Genomic DNA, 15,317 nt, shown 5'->3' with positions numbered 1-15,317 from the left:
TATGTTCTGGGATAGCACTATAATTCTCCTAATACCTGCTCTGCTTTTTGCCATGTACGCTCAAGCACAAGTTCAGACTACTTTTGGCAGGTATTCTCATGTGAGAAACATGTACGGGTATACTGCTGAACAGGTGGCAAGGAGAATACTTGACAGTATGGGACTTTATGATGTAAGGATTGAAAGGATTCCAGGGAACTTAACGGACCACTATGATCCAAGGGTGAAAGTGTTGAGACTCTCAGATGCAGTGTATGGAAATGACTCCATAGCTGCAATAGGCGTAGCTGCTCATGAGGCAGGTCACGCAGTGCAACACGCTAAAGGCTATATACCGCTTTTACTGAGAAATAGCCTCGTGCCAGTAGCTAATTTAGGAGCAAATTTGGCGTGGCCAATGGTGATCTTGGGCCTTTTCATGGGGTCTGCTGGGATTCACTTTATAAACTTAGGGATAATACTTTTTAGCGCAGCTGTCCTTTTTCAAGTTATAACTTTACCTGTTGAGATAGATGCCAGCAGAAGGGCAATAGCATTACTGCAAGCAAACGGGCTTTTCACGAGAGAAGATTTAGAGCCGGCGAAGAAGGTATTACAGGCTGCGGCTTTAACTTATGTGGCTGCCGCGCTAGTTTCTATAATGCAGCTTTTGAGGCTTTTCATCATAAGGGATAGCAGAGAGTAAAGGAGATAAGAGGGTTAAATGAATGCTAGGGAATTGGCTTACAGAATACTCTACGACGTAGTAGTGAAAAAAGCTTATATAAACATCTCTTTTGCCAAACATTTAAGGAATGATGAGGTAAAAGAGGTTGATGCTGCTTTTGTCAAAGAACTGGTTTACGGGGTTATTGAGAGAAAGTACACCCTGGATTTTATACTTTCTTTTTTTATAAAGAAATCTGCTGACACAAAAGCCCTTTTGCTTTTGGAGATGGGCTTATACCAGCTTTTATACATGGACAAAGTACCGGATTATGCGGCCATAAATGAGACAGTAGAGATAGCAAAGAAATTCCTTAGCAAGAAGGGGGCCAGCTTTTTAAATGCAGTCTTGAGAAGCTACCTCAGGGAGAAGGAAAAGGTTAAGTTCCCTGATAAACAAAATTTTCCATATTATTTAAAGGTTACTTACTCTTATCCTGACTGGATAATTGAACGATTTTTGAAGAATTTTGACGCTGATAAAGCAGAAAAATTGCTTGCGAGCCTCAATGAAAAGCCGGAAATTTCTTATAGAGTTAATACTTTAAAAATTTCTGCAGAGGAACTTCAAGAAAAACTTAAAAGAGAGGACATCTCTTATAAAAAAGGTTATTATCTTGAGGAGGCTCTGTACATCGATTTGAAAAACCCTGAAAGCCATCCCATTTATAAAGATGGATTGATACACCCTCAGGATGAGGCTTCAATGCTGGTTTCAAGGATTTTATCACCTCAAAAAGGGGAAAGGATACTTGATGTGTGCGCTGCTCCGGGAGGAAAGACAACTCATATAAGCCAGATTATGGAAAATACTGGAGAGGTTGTTGCTTTTGATTTACATCCCCACAGGTTGAAGCTTATAGAAGAAAACTGCAGAAGACTAGGGGTTACAAATGTTAAGACAGAAGTGTTTGACGCGACCTTTGTAAATGAAAGCTATCTAGAAAAGGCTGACAGGGTTTTGGCAGATGTTCCCTGTACAGGTATAGGGATAATAAGAAAAAAACCTGACATAAAGCTAAAAAGTTATGATAAAGAAGAGTTGAGAGGTCTCATTGAGAGGCAGTACAGGATTTTAAAGTCAAGCTCTCTCTATGTAAAAAAAGGTGGAGTTTTAGTCTATAGCACCTGCACTATTGGCAGAGAAGAGAATCAGGAAGTCATAGAGAGATTTTTAAAGGAGCATAAGAATTTCGAGCCTGCGGATATTTCAGAAGACCTCCCTTTAAACCTTAAAGTAAAGACTTCTGATTTAGGATATATACAGACGACTCCCTTAGAACACAAGATTGATGGGTTTTTCATAGCTAAATTAAAAAGAATATATTAAACTGGAGGTAATAGAAGTTGTACAACCTGAAGGATATGACTTTGGAGGAGATGGAAGAGTTTTTTGTCAACTTAGGTGAGAGCAAATTTAGGGCAAAACAACTTTACAAGTGGATTTACGACAAAAGGGTCACAGATTTTGATTTGATGACAGACATTTCCAAGAATTTGAGGGCAAAACTTAAAGAAATTGCCTATATTTCAGAGTTAAAGATAATAGAAAGAAGAGTCTCGCAAATAGACGATACAGTAAAATACTTATTTTTGCTTGAAGATAAAAACATAATAGAAGGAGTTGCCATAAAATATAAGTTTGGAAATACAGCTTGTGTATCCACACAGGTTGGCTGTAATATGAAGTGCAAGTTTTGTGCCTCTGCAATAGGAGGAAAAGTCAGAGACCTTAAAGCTTCAGAAATGGTAGATCAGGTAATGGCAATAGATAGCGACTATGGCAAAATCTCTAATATAGTCCTTATGGGGAGTGGAGAGCCTTTTGACAATTACGACGAGGTTATGAAGTTCATAAAAATAGTGAACAATCCTTATGGATTAAAAATTGGGAAAAGGCATATCACTATTTCCACAGTAGGAATTGTCCCCAAAATTTATCAATTTGCTGATGAAGAGCTTCAAGTGAATCTCTCTATATCACTACATGCTCCCAACAACGAGTTGAGGAATGAGCTTATGCCAATAAACAGAGCATATCCCTTAGAAGAGCTAATGAAAGCCTGCAGATATTATATAGAAAAGACTAACAGAAGAATTACTTTTGAATATGCTTTAATTGACGGGGTAAATGACAAAAAGGAACACGCTTATCAGCTGGTGGACCTCTTAAAAGGTATGCTCTGTCATGTAAACTTAATACCAATAAATTACGTTAAGGAGATAGGTTTTAGAAAATCCAACAATGAAAAAGTGATGATGTTTAAGAAAATTATTGAAAACGCCGGCATAACCTGTACTGTGAGAAGAGAGCTGGGAAGCGATATTGAGGCTGCTTGCGGGCAGTTGAGAAGAAAGTATTTGAAAGAGGGGTAAAGTTTTATGATTGTAGCTGCCCTTACTGATATAGGCAATTTTAGGGAGAAAAATGAAGATTACTATTACGCTTCTTTTGACGAAAACTTTCCTCTGTTTATAGTGGCAGATGGAATGGGAGGACATAACGGGGGAGAAATTGCCAGCAAATTAGCTGTCGAATCAGTTGTAGCATATTTTAAAGACAATTATCCCAAGTTAAAAAATAAAGAAGTCAGCACTATAAGGGAATTTATAGAAAGTTCAGTAAAATTTGCTAATAAAGTCGTGTATCAACACGCCTGTGCTGAATGTGACCTGGTAGGCATGGGAACAACGCTTACACTCCTATTTTTTGAGAAAAATCACTTCTTTATAGGCCACATTGGAGACAGCCGGGCTTATCTCATAAGAGACAGCAAAATCGTGCAAATTACTGAGGACCATTCTTTTGTAGAAGAACTGGTAAAGATGGGTAAAATTACTCACGAAGAGGCGAGGATTCATCCACAGAGAAACATTATCACAAGGGCCTTAGGTGTAGACGAAGATGTGGAAGTAGACACTTTCTACGGGGATGTGCTGCCACAGGACATACTGTGTTTGTGCACAGATGGACTTACTAACTTAGTAGCGGATGAAGAAATATTAAAAGAGTTTAGCAAAAACCACGATATAAACAGAGCTTGTGAGAACCTTGTAAATATGGCAAAAGAAAATGGGGGGTATGACAACATAACTATAGTCGCTGTTAAGGAGGTGACATTATGATAGGGCGAATGCTGGGAAATAGATACGAGATACTCGAGAAAATAGGAGAAGGAGGAATGGCAAAAGTATATAAAGCTAAATGTCACCTCCTTAATAGGATTGTCGCTATAAAAATTTTAAGGCCAGAGTTTGCAGCAGATGAAAATTTCGTGAAAAAATTTAAAAGAGAGTCCCAGGCGGCAGCCAGTCTTTCCCACCCGAATATTGTGGGCATATACGATGTAGGGCAGGAAGGGGATATATATTATATAGTTATGGAATATGTGAAAGGTCGCACTTTGAAAGAGCTCATCAGAGAAAATGGGGGGCCTTTGGAAGTAAAAAGGGCTGTTGAAATAGCGAGCCAAGTTTGCAGAGCCTTAGATCATGCTCACAAGAACAAGATAATCCACAGAGATATAAAGCCACAAAACATCTTAGTTACAGATGAGGACGTGGTTAAAGTTACAGATTTTGGAATAGCCAGGGCAGCTAATGGGGCTACCATAACTTATACTGGAGATGTCATTGGAACTGCTTACTATTTTTCTCCTGAACAGGCAAAAGGTAGCATAGTAGATGAGAGGACCGACATATATTCTTTAGGGATTGTGCTCTTTGAGATGCTAACAGGGAAAGTTCCTTTTGAAGGAGATAGCCCTATTTCTGTTGCTTTAAAGCACATACAGGAGGATATACTTCCGCCTTCACGCTTAAATGAAAAGGTTCCGGAAGAACTCGATAAGATAGTGTTAAAAGCTACGCAAAAAGACCCTAACTTGAGATATCAGACGGCATCTGAGTTTTTGAAGGATTTAGATACTTTTCTGAAAAATCCTAAAGACCTCAAATTTGAAGAAAAAGATTTTGAAAAGACGAAAGTGATGCCTTCGAGAGAGGCGGAGGAGTTAAAGAGGGCTGCTTTAAAAAGAGAAAGGGAGAAAAAGAGAAAAGAGATAAGGAAGAAAGTTGGAATTGTTTTGCTTGTTTTGCTATTGTTAGCTTCTCTTTCTTACGGGACGGTGTACGTCCTCAACAACTTCTTTAAAGTCAATGATGTGGTAGTTCCAAATGTTGTAGGGCTTTCACTGAGCCAGGCAAGTAAAGTTTTGTCCGAACATAATTTAAAAATGGAAATAAGCGAAGAGAGGTACAGTGACAAACCAGAAAACACTATACTGGAACAAGACCCGCCTCAAGGGGCTTTGGTAAAACCGGGTACTACAGTTTATGTTGTGATAAGCAAAGGCAGGCAAATGGTCATAGTTCCCAATGTAATAGGGCGGGACTACCTTGAGGCCAAAAATGTTCTGGAAAATGCCGGACTTAAAGTTAACATAATTGAAAACTACAATGAGCAGTATCAAAAGGGCTATGTTTTTGACCAAAATCCTCGATACGGAGTTCAAGTAGAGTACGGGACTACAATTGACGTATATGTAAGCAAAGGGCCTAAACCTTCAATAGTGCCAAATGTCGTAAATATGAACCTCGATGAGGCAAAGGCTTCTCTTGAGAGTGCAGGTCTTACATTGGGAAAAGTGATTTACAAAGAGGCTGACAATGTGCCAGAAAATACTGTGCTGGAACAGAGTGTGCCGCCTGATACTGAAGTGCAAAAAGGAAGCCCGATAGATTTGATTGTCAGCAAATTGCCCCAGAATTCTTTACAACAGCAGACGAAAAATGTTATTATTAATTTGCCGAATAAAGATGGCCCCATGAAAGTGGAAGTTTATGTAATACAAGATGGGCAAAAGAACTTGGTCTATTCCGGCGAGCACACTTCTAGCGATAGCCCTTTGACTGTGCCTGTTACGGCTCATAAAGGGAAAGCTGTCATTGAAGTGGATATTGATGGACAAGTATACAGCAGAGTGGAGGCGAGATTTTAATTGGAGAGGATACAGGGAAGGATTGTAAGAGGGATTGCTGGATTTTATTATGTTGCTACCGAGCGCGGCATTATAGAATGCCGTGCTCGTGGAAAATTTAGAAAAGACAATATAATTCCATTAGTAGGAGATATTGCAGAGGTCCAGCTGGTGAATGAGAAGGAAGGCTATATACTGGAAATTTTACCCAGGAAAAATCAACTGGTAAGGCCGCCTGTTGCCAATGTAGACCAGGCCATAATAGTCTTTGCCATATCTAAGCCAGAGATAAACAGAGTTCTTTTGGACAAGATGATTGTGGTTGCTGAAATTAACAAGATAGAGCCTGTGGTCTGCATAAACAAAGTAGATATGGAAAAAAGAGAGGAAGTAGAAAATTTGATCAATGTTTACAGAAAAATAGGCTATAAAGCTGTCGGTACTTCTGCAGTAACTGGAGAAGGCATGGAAGAATTGAAGAGCTATTTAAAAGATAAAATTTCTTTTTTTGCTGGTCCTTCCGGGGTAGGTAAGTCTTCTCTCATAAATCTCATACAGTCCAACATAAGGTTGAAAACCGGGGAATTGAGTGAAAAGCTCGGGAGAGGAAGGCACACCACAAGAAGTGTAGAATTTTTACCCCTTGATTTTGGAGGATATGTTTTAGATACTCCTGGTTTTACGGCTTTGGAAATTGACATTCCCAAAGAAGAGTTGAGGAATTATTTTAGAGAATTTATAGAATTTCAAGAAAATTGCAGGTTTAATTCCTGTCTCCATGTGAATGAACCTGATTGTGCAGTTACTGAAGCAGTGGATGAGGGCATTATAGACAGGCAAAGGTATATAAGTTATTTGACTCTTTTAAGGGAGGTAAAAGAGAAGGAGAAGAGGAGGTATAAAAATTGAAGATCGCACCTTCTATACTTTCAGCCGATTTTGCAAACCTTTTACAGGATGTAAAGGAAATAGAAGAAGATGCTGACCTTTTGCACATAGATGTGATGGACGGACATTTTGTGCCAAATATAACTATTGGCTCTGTGGTAGTAAAAGCGCTGAGGCAGTACACCTCTTTGCCCTTTGATGTGCATCTGATGATTGAAAATCCAGACTTGTACATAGAGGATTTTGTAAAGGCCGGAGCAGACATAATCACGGTCCATCAAGAGGCTTGTGTGCATTTGCACAGGACAATACAGAGGATAAAAGGCCATGAAGTAAAAGCAGGTGTTGCACTAAATCCTGCCACACCTCTTGAGACTTTGAAGTACATTCTTGAATACGTGGACCTGGTGCTTGTGATGACTGTAAACCCTGGATTTGGGGGTCAAAAGTTTATAGATTCAATGCTTAAAAAGATTAAAGAGTTGGACGAGATGAGAAAAGAAATGAATTTAAGTTTTGAAATTGAGGTTGACGGAGGGATAAATATAAAAAACATAAAACAAGTCGTGGAAGCAGGCGCAGATATAATTGTTGCAGGGTCCGCCATTTTTGAGTCACCAGACCCTTCTTCTACTATAAAAGAGTTCAGAGAGGCTGTAGGAACATGAAAGTGCTGATCATTTCTAATGGAGAAATAAAAGATTATGGATTTTACAAAAACATTGTAGAAGAAGTAGATATGGTCATATGCGCTGACGGAGGAGCTAATCACGCTTATAAGATGAAGATAAGGCCTTTTCTTATAATCGGGGATTTTGATTCTGTAGACAGAGAAGTCCTTGAATTTTATCAAAAGGAAGGAGTTAAAGTAGAGAAGTTTCCTACAATGAAGGATGAGACAGATACACAGCTTGCCTTGAAAAAAGCTATAGAGTTAGGAGCCAAAGACATAACTTTTATAGGAGTTATTGGCGACAGATTTGACCACTCCTATGCTAATCTTTCTCTTCTCCTCTATTCTTTAAAAAGAGGGGTAAAGAGCAGAATTATAAATGAAAAAAATGAAATACACTTAATAGATGATTACATAGAGATTGAAGGGAAAAAAGGGGAATTGCTGTCTTTGCTTCCTTACTCGGGAGAAGTGAAAGGAATATACACAAAAGGGCTTTTTTATCCTCTTTCCGGGCAGAGCATGAGCATGGAAAACCCTTACGGCATAAGCAATGTTTTTACGGAGGAAAAAGCCAGCATAAAAATAGAAGAAGGGTTTTTGCTGGTCATAAAGCCTAAAGATTAGTGTCTTTATCCCCTTCCTGTGAATAGTATGTATTAACTTCGAAAAGGAAGGGGCGTTTTTATGGGAAAACTCTTTCAAAAATTGAAAAAGTTAAACCGACAGACAAATTATTTGTTAGGATATCTTTTGATGGGGCTTGGAATTTTTATTTTTGTCATGTACATTCCTCCGTGGCTGTGGATGGTTTTATTGGGGATTTTTCTTGTAATAGCAGGTTACTATGTGAACATATATTTTAAGTAAAAAAATAAAAGCGTGCAAAAATGCACGTCTTTCTTTATAAAGCCCTTTGAACTTTTCCTGCCTTCAGGCATTTTGCGCAAACATTTAATGTCACATGGGTGCCATCCACAATAGCTCTTACTTTTCTTATGTTGGGCTTCCACCTTCTTATAGTCCTTCTGTTGGAGTGACTGTATTGAAATCCCCTTATAGAGCCTTTGCCGCAGATATCGCATTTGGGCATTGTCGACTACCTCCTTTTAAGATGCGTATTTTTTCGCAACAATACCATTTTATCATCATCTTGCTCAAATGTAAATACCTTCTTTGATAATTTGGTTGATGACAGAGTGAGTTTCAGGTAAAATATAAATTAAGAATCGGAGGGATAGAGAATGGTTCAAATAAAAAACAATTATGGCAGCATCACTATTTCAAATGACGCCATTGCTGCAGTAACCAGCAGGGCTGTGTCGGAATGCTATGGCATAGTGGGATTGGGGAGAAAAGGAGCAAACGGGCTCGTGGAAATATTCAAAACAGAGAACTCTGGCAAAGGCGTCAAGGTTTCTTCTTCAGAAGAGGGGCTTATCTTGGAGGTTTATATAGTGGTACTTTACGGAGTGAATATAAGGACTGTTTCTTTGAATGCAATTGAGAGAGTGAAATACGCTGTTGAAAAATTTACAGGATTGAAAGTGTCAAATGTTACGATAAACGTTCAGGGAATCAAGGTTGACAATTAAGGAGGAAGGTACGTTGAAATATATAGATGGAAAGACGTTAAAAGATATGATAGTAGCGAGTGCCAATTACCTTTATAACAACAGAGGTGAAGTGGATAAATTAAACGTGTTCCCTGTGCCTGACGGGGATACTGGCACAAACATGGCATACACGCTTCTTTATGCAGCAAAAGAGCTGGAAAAAGTACAGGATACTGTAAAAGAGGTACTAGAAGCTACTTCCAAAGGCACTTTGATGGGAGCAAAGGGAAACTCGGGAGTAATTCTGTCGCAGATTTTTAAAGGGTTTGCAAAGCATCTTAAGAACTTGAAGAAAATATCTACCTGTGATTTTGCATTGGGATTAAAAGCCGGTGTAGAAGCTGCTTACAAAGCAGTTATGAGGCCGGTTGAAGGAACTATTCTCACTGTGTCAAGAGAAACAGCGGAAGAAGCTCTGAGGATATGCCGCGAAGTTCAGGAATTTGAAGATTTTCTTGAGAGGTTGATTGGCAAGGCGGAACAATCTTTAGAAAATACTCCTAATCTGCTTCCCATTTTAAAAGAAGCTGGCGTTGTGGATTCAGGTGGAATGGGTTTTGTGTATGTGCTTCGTGGAATGCTCCAGGGGCTTGGTGGGAATAAGATAGAAATCGTGGAAGACTTAGAAGAGAAAAAGGAGTTACAGCTACACAAAGAAGAGCTAAAGTACCTCTACTGCACGGAGATACTGGTAAAGACGAATAAGAAATACTCAGAAGCACTTTTTAAAGAGCGCTTTAAGAATTTTGGTGACAGCCTAGTGGTGGTTGCAGAAGACGACCTCTTGAAGGTACATGTTCACACAAACAATCCGGGGTTGGTGCTGGAAGAAGGAGTAAAAATAGGAGAGCTCATAAAGGTTAAGATTGACAATATGAAGCTTCAGCATGAGACTATAATAGGAGAAAATAAAAAGCCAAAGAAAAAATATGGAATTCTTGTGGTAGCAACGGGAGAAGGGGTAAAAGAGATTTTTGAGAATTTAGGCTGTGATGTCATAGTAGATGGCGGGCAAACGATGAATCCCAGCACCAATGAAATTTTGCAGGGAATAGAAAAAATTAATGCAGAATACATTTTTGTATTTCCAAATAATAAAAACATAGTAATGGCATGTGAGCAAGCGAAAAAACTCACTGATAAAAAAGTAAAAGTAATTTCCACCCGTAACTTTAACGAGGCGGTAACTGCAATTTTAGCTTTGGATTTAGAAAAAGAGTTCGATGAAAATGTAAGAATAATTGAAGAAGTTCTAAAAAATGTAAAAACCATTGAAGTGACCTTTGCTGTCAGGGAGTCTAAAGTCAACGGTTTTGATATCAAAGAAGGAGATGTTTTAGGTTTTATAGATGAAAAACTTGAATTAGTGGGAAAGGACTACAATGAGGTGGCAGAAAAGTTAATCGCCAAAGCTATAAGCCCCGATACCTCACTTATTACTATATACTACGGAAAAGATGTTACGAGAGAAAGAGCTGAAGGCCTTAGAAATTTGATTTCTAAAGATGTAGAAGTAGAAATCCATTACGGGGGTCAGCCTCTTTATTACTATGTCATATCGATTGAATAAAAGGTGAAAAGGCATGTCCTTGGATTTAGATATACAGTACGTCAAAGGTGTGGGACCTAAAAGGGCAAAACTTTTTAAGAAACTGGGCATAGATATGGTAAAGGACTTAATATTTTACTTTCCTAGGGACTATGAAGACAGAAGTGAGATAGTGAAAATTGAAGATTTGATAGTGGGGGAAAAGCAGACTTTTAAGGCCTATATTGCGGGAAGTGCAAGAGAAGTAAAAACTTCCCGCGTTGTCATTACAAAAATTCCCGTAAAAGATGGAACAGGGGCTGTAGAGCTTGTGTGGTACAATCAGCCCTATATGAAAAATAACTTCAAAATCGGGGAAGAGTATATCATAAGCGGAAAATTGCAGTTTAAATACGGCCAGCTTGTAGTGGAAAACCCTGTATTAGAAAAGTCAGAAGAGGATTTGAATTTAAATACTGGGAGAATTGTGCCTGTCTACGGGTTAACTGAGGGTCTTACACAGAACATTTTGAGAAAAGTTATATTTAACGCATTAAGCGAATACCTTGATGAGGTAGAAGAATTTTTTGAGGAAGAGTTTTTACGTGAAAAAGGGCTCATGAATTTGAAAGAGGCTTTATTGAACATTCACTTTCCGAAGGATGAGGAAAAGCTTGCAAGGGCAAAATACAGGTTGAAGTATCAGGAATTGTTCTTATTGCAGTTGGCACTATTTTTGGTGAAAAAGTCAGTTAAAGAAAAGAGAGGGATAAGGTTTAGAAAGGTAGACATAAAGCCTTTTGTTTCAAACCTCCCGTTTAAGCTTACTTCTGCTCAAATGAAGGTTTTGAAAGAGATAATACTGGACATGGCCTCTGACAAAGTGATGAATAGACTTATACAGGGAGATGTGGGGTCAGGTAAGACAATAGTGGCTGCTTTTGCCATGTACATTGCAGCAAAAAACGGGTATCAGGTAGCCATGATGGCTCCAACAGAAATACTAGCAAAGCAGCATTACAAGACTCTCGAAGAAATTTTTAAAGGAACAGATATCCGCATAGGCCTTTTGTCAGGCAGTCTTTCTCCTTCTGGGAGGAAAGAGGTGCTGGAGAAGATTGAAAAGGGAGAGTACGATGTAGTAGTAGGTACTCATGCCCTCATAGAAGAAGACGTTTCTTTTAAAAATTTAGGCCTTTGCATAACAGATGAACAGCACCGATTTGGAGTGAGGCAGAGGGCGCTTTTGGCTCAAAAGGGAGAAAATCCAGACGTTTTAGTTATGACGGCTACTCCTATTCCACGAACTTTAGCTTTAATCTTATACGGAGATTTAGATATATCAATAATTGACCAGTTGCCACCTGGCAGAAAAAGAGTAAAAACTTACGTAATACCTTCGTCCATGAGAAAGAAGGCCTATGAATTTGCGATTAAAGAAGTAAAAAAAGGGAGACAAGTTTACGTTGTATGCCCTTTGATTGAAGAATCGGATAAAATAAAAGCGGCTTCTGCCGAAATAGTATATAGAGAAATTTACAAAGACGCTTTTAAAGAAGCAAGAGTTGGACTTTTACACGGAAAAATGTCGGACAGCGACAAAGAGAGGATTATGGAGGCATTTGTCAGAGGAGAGATTGACATACTTGTTTCAACGACAGTCATAGAAGTAGGGGTGAATGTGCCTAATGCTACGGTGATGATTGTGGAAAATGCAGAGAGATTTGGACTTGCTCAGCTTCATCAGTTGAGAGGAAGGGTTGGGAGGTCTGAATTTCAGTCCTATTGCATTTTGATAAACTATTCTCCCTCTGAAACTGCGAAAAAAAGGCTGGAGGTCTTAGCTAGGACTTCTGATGGATTTAAAATCGCAGAAAGGGACCTGGAGATAAGGGGGCCAGGTGAATTTTTAGGCGAAAAGCAACACGGCCTTCCTGAGTTTAAAATCGCTAACCTTTTTGAGGATATCGATATACTAAAAAGGGTACAAAAGGATGTGGAAAGCCTTCTTGAAGAAGACCCTAAACTTGAAAGGCATCCTAAATTGAGGCAAGTTCTCATATCAGAATTTTATGACAAAGTAAAGGATATAATATTAAATTAACAGAAAAGGAGAATAGTGGTATGGAAAAGATAGCAATTGTCACTGACAGCTTATCCGATATACCTGAAGATTTAATAAAAACTTACGGGATCTTCGTGGTTCCTCTTACAATAAACATCGATGGAAAAAGCTACAAAGATGGAGTGGACATAAAAAAGGAGGAATTTTATAAGCTCTTAAGAGAAGGCAAAATGCCTACTACTACACAGGCTTCGCCAGTGGAATTTATGGAGGTTTTTGAAGATTTATTAAAGAGCTTTGACTATGTGATTGCAATTATTCTCACTTCCAAATTCAGCGGTACATATCAATCTGCTGTCATAGCAAGGGATATGGTGGACAAAAATAGGATTGAAGTGATAGACTCAAGGCACTTTACTCTTGGAAATGGAATGCTCGTTTTAAAAGCGGCTAGAATGGCTGTGGAAGGAGCTTCTAAGGAAGAAATCGTATCTACAGTATATGAGACAATTCCTAGAATAAGAGGTATAATGGTTTTTGATTCTTTAGACTATTTATATAGAGGCGGAAGGCTTTCAAGAACCCAGTCAATCATAGGAGGGATTTTAAACGTAAAGCCCATTTTGACCAATGAGGACGGAGAGTTAAAAGTGATAGACAAGGTAAGGGGGCAGAAAAAGGCTATTCGCTGGATAATTGATTATATGAAAAACACAGGTATAGATTTTGCTGAGAGGGAAGTAGGGTTAATTCATACTGACAAAGAAGAATTTTTAAATGAAATAGAGGCAGCTTTACGAAGTGAATTGGAAATTACTAGGTTTATAAGGTCTCAGGCAGGATGTGGAATAGGCACCCATGCCGGACCTGATGCGGCGGGAGTGTTTTTTGAAGAAAAATAAATTTTTATTATTTGCCATTTCAATCACTTTTATACATTTTTGAAAACAAATTTATAGTTTAGATTGCGTTATTTCGGTTAAATTAATAATACAAACATAGATGGAGGTGATTGAAATGGCAGTAGGTTCAGAAAACAGAAATCCTCTTGTGGTTAAAGAAGCAAAGCAGATAATGAATCAGTGGAAGTATGAAGTTGCAAGAGAATTAGGAATTAATCCTCCCGCTGACGGTTATTGGGGAAATTTAACATCAAGAGACTGCGGTGCTGTAGGTGGCCATATGGTGAGAAAGATGATACAGATGGCAGAAAGCCAGTTGGCCAGCAAAGGTACCTGGAAATAGATTAAATAAAAGAGGGATATCTTCCGAGATATCCCTCTTTTATTTCACTCTGTTATATATAGCAATAGTTTACAGGTATATTACCGAAAGAGGGTGGTTAAATTAATAATGAAACAGATTGCAGGAGGTGAGAAAAGTGGCAGTAGGCTCAGAAAACAAAAACCCCCTTGTGGTAAAGGAAGCAAGGCAGGTTATGAATCAGTGGAAATATGAAATAGCTAATGAGTTAGGAATTACTCCTCCAGCTGATGGATACTGGGGGTACCTCACATCAAGAGATTGTGGAGCAGTTGGTGGGCACATGGTGAGAAAAATGATACAGATGGCAGAAAGCCAGATGGCTAGCAAAGGGACTTGGAAATAAGGGAGGCCTAAAAAGGCTTCCCTTTTTAAATTTTTAATCCAGGCAGGAGTTCGCCTGCCTGGACTGGGAGAGGAGAAATTGAAGGAAGAATTGGGGAAATTTCTATTCCCGTTAATATTATTTGCCAACTCAAAAAAGTTTTATACATGTTTTTTTGTAAGATTTTAAAAAAATATGTTAAAATAATAGGGGAAAGTGAGGGAAAAGAGCTTGAGGGTTATAGGAGGTACTTTAAAAGGGAGAAAAATAAAATCTTTGGAAGGGGAGGAAGTGCGGCCTACCTCAGACAGAGTCAAAGAAGCTCTTTTTAACATACTTATGAATAGGATTGAGGGAAGTGTTTTTTTAGACCTTTTTGCTGGCACGGGAAATGTAGGAATTGAAGCTTTGAGCAGGGGAGCAGAGTTTTGCTACTTTGTGGATAAGAGCACAAATAGCGTGAAGTGTATAAGAGAAAACGTGGAAGGGCTTGAGCTACAGCCTTTTTGCAAGATATTCCACAAAGATGCTTTTACAGCTTTAGAAATATTCCACAAAAAAAGTGTAAAATTTGATATAATATTCTTGGACCCTCCTTACTATCAAAATCTTGCAGAGAAAGCTCTGCGAAGGATAGGCTCTTTAGAGGTTTTGAAAGAGGGCGGAATAGTGATAGCAGAAGTTCATAAAAGAGATGAGTTAAAAGAAAGATATGGAAAGCTTAAAAAAGTAAGAGAAAATAAATACGGAGAGACAATACTGATGTTTTATGAGGAGGTAGTATGAGAGTAGCGATTTATCCAGGAAGTTTTGATCCGGTAACTTATGGGCATATTGACATAATAAAAAGAGGTGCAAATCTTTTTGACAAGCTGATTGTAGCTGTTTTATTAAATCCTGCTAAAAGACCTTTATTTTCTATTCAAGAAAGAATAGAGCTTCTGAAAGAAGTGACCAAGGATATTCCCAATGTTGAAGTAGATTATTTTGACGGATTGCTGGTAGAATACGCTAAAAAAGTTAATGCCAGTGCAATAATAAAGGGGCTCAGAATGGTTTCTGATTTTGAATACGAGTTTCAAATGGCTCTTGTAAATAAAAAGCTAAATCCGTCAGTTGAGACAATCTTCTTAATGACCAGTCCAAAATACGGGTATCTAAGTTCTAGCCTTGTCAAGGAAATTGCTCAATTTGGCGGATGCCTTTCCGAGTTTGTACCTGATATTGTGGCAGAAAGGCTCATGGAAAAGTTTAAGAAAAGTTAAAGGGGGTTTT

Annotated in this window: 18 protein-coding genes; 17 read left to right on the top strand and 1 reads right to left on the bottom strand. The window is 38.5% G+C overall.

The window, feature by feature from the left end; all coding sequences use genetic code 11:
• Position 1: 1 nt before the first annotated feature.
• Genes TTE_RS07190 through TTE_RS07150 form a run of 9 tightly spaced genes read left to right on the top strand, consistent with a single transcriptional unit; the run spans position 2 to position 8,115 of the window.
• Positions 2-685 (top strand): zinc metallopeptidase, encoded by a 684-nt coding sequence (locus TTE_RS07190; protein ID WP_009611136.1) that lies wholly within the window; start codon positions 2-4, stop codon positions 683-685.
• Positions 686-703: 18 nt separating this feature from the next.
• Positions 704-2,035, top strand: coding sequence for a 16S rRNA (cytosine(967)-C(5))-methyltransferase RsmB (gene rsmB, locus TTE_RS07185; RefSeq protein ID WP_009611137.1), 1,332 nt, complete (start codon positions 704-706; stop codon positions 2,033-2,035).
• Positions 2,036-2,052: 17 nt separating this feature from the next.
• Positions 2,053-3,081, top strand: a complete 1,029-nt coding sequence (gene rlmN, locus TTE_RS07180; protein WP_011025761.1) for a 23S rRNA (adenine(2503)-C(2))-methyltransferase RlmN — start codon at positions 2,053-2,055, stop codon at positions 3,079-3,081.
• A 6-nt stretch (positions 3,082-3,087) separates the two neighbouring features.
• Positions 3,088-3,831: a Stp1/IreP family PP2C-type Ser/Thr phosphatase gene (locus tag TTE_RS07175; protein WP_011025760.1), complete on the top strand. Its 744-nt coding sequence runs from the start codon at positions 3,088-3,090 to the stop codon at positions 3,829-3,831.
• On the top strand, positions 3,828-5,705 hold the full coding sequence (pknB, locus tag TTE_RS07170) for a Stk1 family PASTA domain-containing Ser/Thr kinase (RefSeq protein ID WP_009611132.1): 1,878 nt from the start codon (positions 3,828-3,830) through the stop codon (positions 5,703-5,705). Before TTE_RS07175 ends, pknB begins: the two co-directional genes overlap by 4 nt.
• On the top strand, positions 5,706-6,593 hold the full coding sequence (rsgA, locus tag TTE_RS07165; protein ID WP_011025759.1) for a ribosome small subunit-dependent GTPase A: 888 nt from the start codon (positions 5,706-5,708) through the stop codon (positions 6,591-6,593).
• The gene (rpe, locus tag TTE_RS07160; RefSeq protein WP_011025758.1) at positions 6,590-7,240 is read left to right on the top strand and encodes a ribulose-phosphate 3-epimerase; all 651 of its coding nucleotides are present in this window, start codon (positions 6,590-6,592) and stop codon (positions 7,238-7,240) included. The genes rsgA and rpe overlap by 4 nt, the downstream gene beginning before the upstream one ends.
• Positions 7,237-7,872 carry a thiamine diphosphokinase gene (locus TTE_RS07155; protein ID WP_011025757.1) on the top strand — a complete coding sequence of 212 codons (636 nt, stop codon included), beginning with the start codon at positions 7,237-7,239 and terminating at the stop codon, positions 7,870-7,872. Before rpe ends, TTE_RS07155 begins: the two co-directional genes overlap by 4 nt.
• A 60-nt stretch (positions 7,873-7,932) precedes the next feature.
• Entirely contained in the window at positions 7,933-8,115 is a 183-nt protein-coding gene (locus TTE_RS07150) for a hypothetical protein (RefSeq protein ID WP_011025756.1), read from the top strand.
• 34 nt (positions 8,116-8,149) lie between these two features.
• Here TTE_RS07150 and rpmB read toward each other — a convergent pair whose 3' ends face one another.
• Entirely contained in the window at positions 8,150-8,338 is a 189-nt protein-coding gene (gene rpmB, locus TTE_RS07145; RefSeq protein WP_011025755.1) for a 50S ribosomal protein L28, read from the bottom strand.
• Between the two features lie 151 nt (positions 8,339-8,489).
• Between rpmB and TTE_RS07140 the strand changes: the two genes are divergently transcribed.
• The 8 genes from TTE_RS07140 (at position 8,490) to coaD (ending at position 15,307) form a co-directional block, all read left to right on the top strand.
• Entirely contained in the window at positions 8,490-8,840 is a 351-nt protein-coding gene (locus TTE_RS07140) for an Asp23/Gls24 family envelope stress response protein (protein ID WP_011025754.1), read from the top strand.
• A 46-nt stretch (positions 8,841-8,886) separates the two neighbouring features.
• On the top strand, positions 8,887-10,431 hold the full coding sequence (locus TTE_RS07135) for a DAK2 domain-containing protein (RefSeq protein ID WP_050724092.1): 1,545 nt from the start codon (positions 8,887-8,889) through the stop codon (positions 10,429-10,431).
• Positions 10,432-10,444: 13 nt separating this feature from the next.
• A complete protein-coding gene (gene recG / locus TTE_RS07130) occupies positions 10,445-12,493 on the top strand; it encodes an ATP-dependent DNA helicase RecG (protein WP_011025752.1) in 2,049 nt (682 codons plus the stop codon).
• A gap of 20 nt (positions 12,494-12,513) precedes the next feature.
• Entirely contained in the window at positions 12,514-13,356 is an 843-nt protein-coding gene (locus tag TTE_RS07125; RefSeq protein WP_011025751.1) for a DegV family protein, read from the top strand.
• A 115-nt stretch (positions 13,357-13,471) separates the two neighbouring features.
• The gene (locus TTE_RS07120; protein WP_011025750.1) at positions 13,472-13,699 is read left to right on the top strand and encodes an alpha/beta-type small acid-soluble spore protein; all 228 of its coding nucleotides are present in this window, start codon (positions 13,472-13,474) and stop codon (positions 13,697-13,699) included.
• A 136-nt stretch (positions 13,700-13,835) separates the two neighbouring features.
• On the top strand, positions 13,836-14,063 hold the full coding sequence (locus TTE_RS07115) for an alpha/beta-type small acid-soluble spore protein (protein WP_011025749.1): 228 nt from the start codon (positions 13,836-13,838) through the stop codon (positions 14,061-14,063).
• Between the two features lie 210 nt (positions 14,064-14,273).
• Positions 14,274-14,828 carry a 16S rRNA (guanine(966)-N(2))-methyltransferase RsmD gene (rsmD, locus tag TTE_RS07110; protein ID WP_041587323.1) on the top strand — a complete coding sequence of 185 codons (555 nt, stop codon included), beginning with the start codon at positions 14,274-14,276 and terminating at the stop codon, positions 14,826-14,828.
• Positions 14,825-15,307 (top strand): pantetheine-phosphate adenylyltransferase, encoded by a 483-nt coding sequence (gene coaD / locus TTE_RS07105; protein WP_011025748.1) that lies wholly within the window; start codon positions 14,825-14,827, stop codon positions 15,305-15,307. Before rsmD ends, coaD begins: the two co-directional genes overlap by 4 nt.
• The last annotated feature ends 10 nt before the right edge of the window (positions 15,308-15,317 follow it).

Origin of the sequence: Caldanaerobacter subterraneus subsp. tengcongensis MB4 (genome assembly GCF_000007085.1) — a bacterium.
GTDB lineage: Bacteria > Bacillota > Thermoanaerobacteria > Thermoanaerobacterales > Thermoanaerobacteraceae > Thermoanaerobacter > Thermoanaerobacter subterraneus.
The sequence above is the reverse complement of the archived record's forward strand: the minus strand, read 5'-3'. Positions and strand labels throughout refer to the sequence as shown.

Bases quoted from the DNA above. Each gene is read 5' to 3' on its own strand.
- TTE_RS07155 (WP_011025757.1), top strand. From the start codon at position 7,237: ATGAAAGTGCTGATCATTTCTAATGGAGAAATAAAAGATTATGGATTT.
- recG (WP_011025752.1), top strand. From the start codon at position 10,445: ATGTCCTTGGATTTAGATATACAGTACGTCAAAGGTGTGGGACCTAAA.
- TTE_RS07120 (WP_011025750.1), top strand. From the start codon at position 13,472: ATGGCAGTAGGTTCAGAAAACAGAAATCCTCTTGTGGTTAAAGAAGCA.
- rsmB (WP_009611137.1), top strand. From the start codon at position 704: ATGAATGCTAGGGAATTGGCTTACAGAATACTCTACGACGTAGTAGTG.
- TTE_RS07150 (WP_011025756.1), top strand. From the start codon at position 7,933: ATGGGAAAACTCTTTCAAAAATTGAAAAAGTTAAACCGACAGACAAAT.
- rpmB (WP_011025755.1), bottom strand. From the start codon at position 8,338: ATGCCCAAATGCGATATCTGCGGCAAAGGCTCTATAAGGGGATTTCAA.
- coaD (WP_011025748.1), top strand. From the start codon at position 14,825: ATGAGAGTAGCGATTTATCCAGGAAGTTTTGATCCGGTAACTTATGGG.
- TTE_RS07140 (WP_011025754.1), top strand. From the start codon at position 8,490: ATGGTTCAAATAAAAAACAATTATGGCAGCATCACTATTTCAAATGAC.
- TTE_RS07175 (WP_011025760.1), top strand. From the start codon at position 3,088: ATGATTGTAGCTGCCCTTACTGATATAGGCAATTTTAGGGAGAAAAAT.
- TTE_RS07190 (WP_009611136.1), top strand. From the start codon at position 2: ATGTTCTGGGATAGCACTATAATTCTCCTAATACCTGCTCTGCTTTTT.
- TTE_RS07135 (WP_050724092.1), top strand. From the start codon at position 8,887: ATGATAGTAGCGAGTGCCAATTACCTTTATAACAACAGAGGTGAAGTG.
- pknB (WP_009611132.1), top strand. From the start codon at position 3,828: ATGATAGGGCGAATGCTGGGAAATAGATACGAGATACTCGAGAAAATA.
- TTE_RS07125 (WP_011025751.1), top strand. From the start codon at position 12,514: ATGGAAAAGATAGCAATTGTCACTGACAGCTTATCCGATATACCTGAA.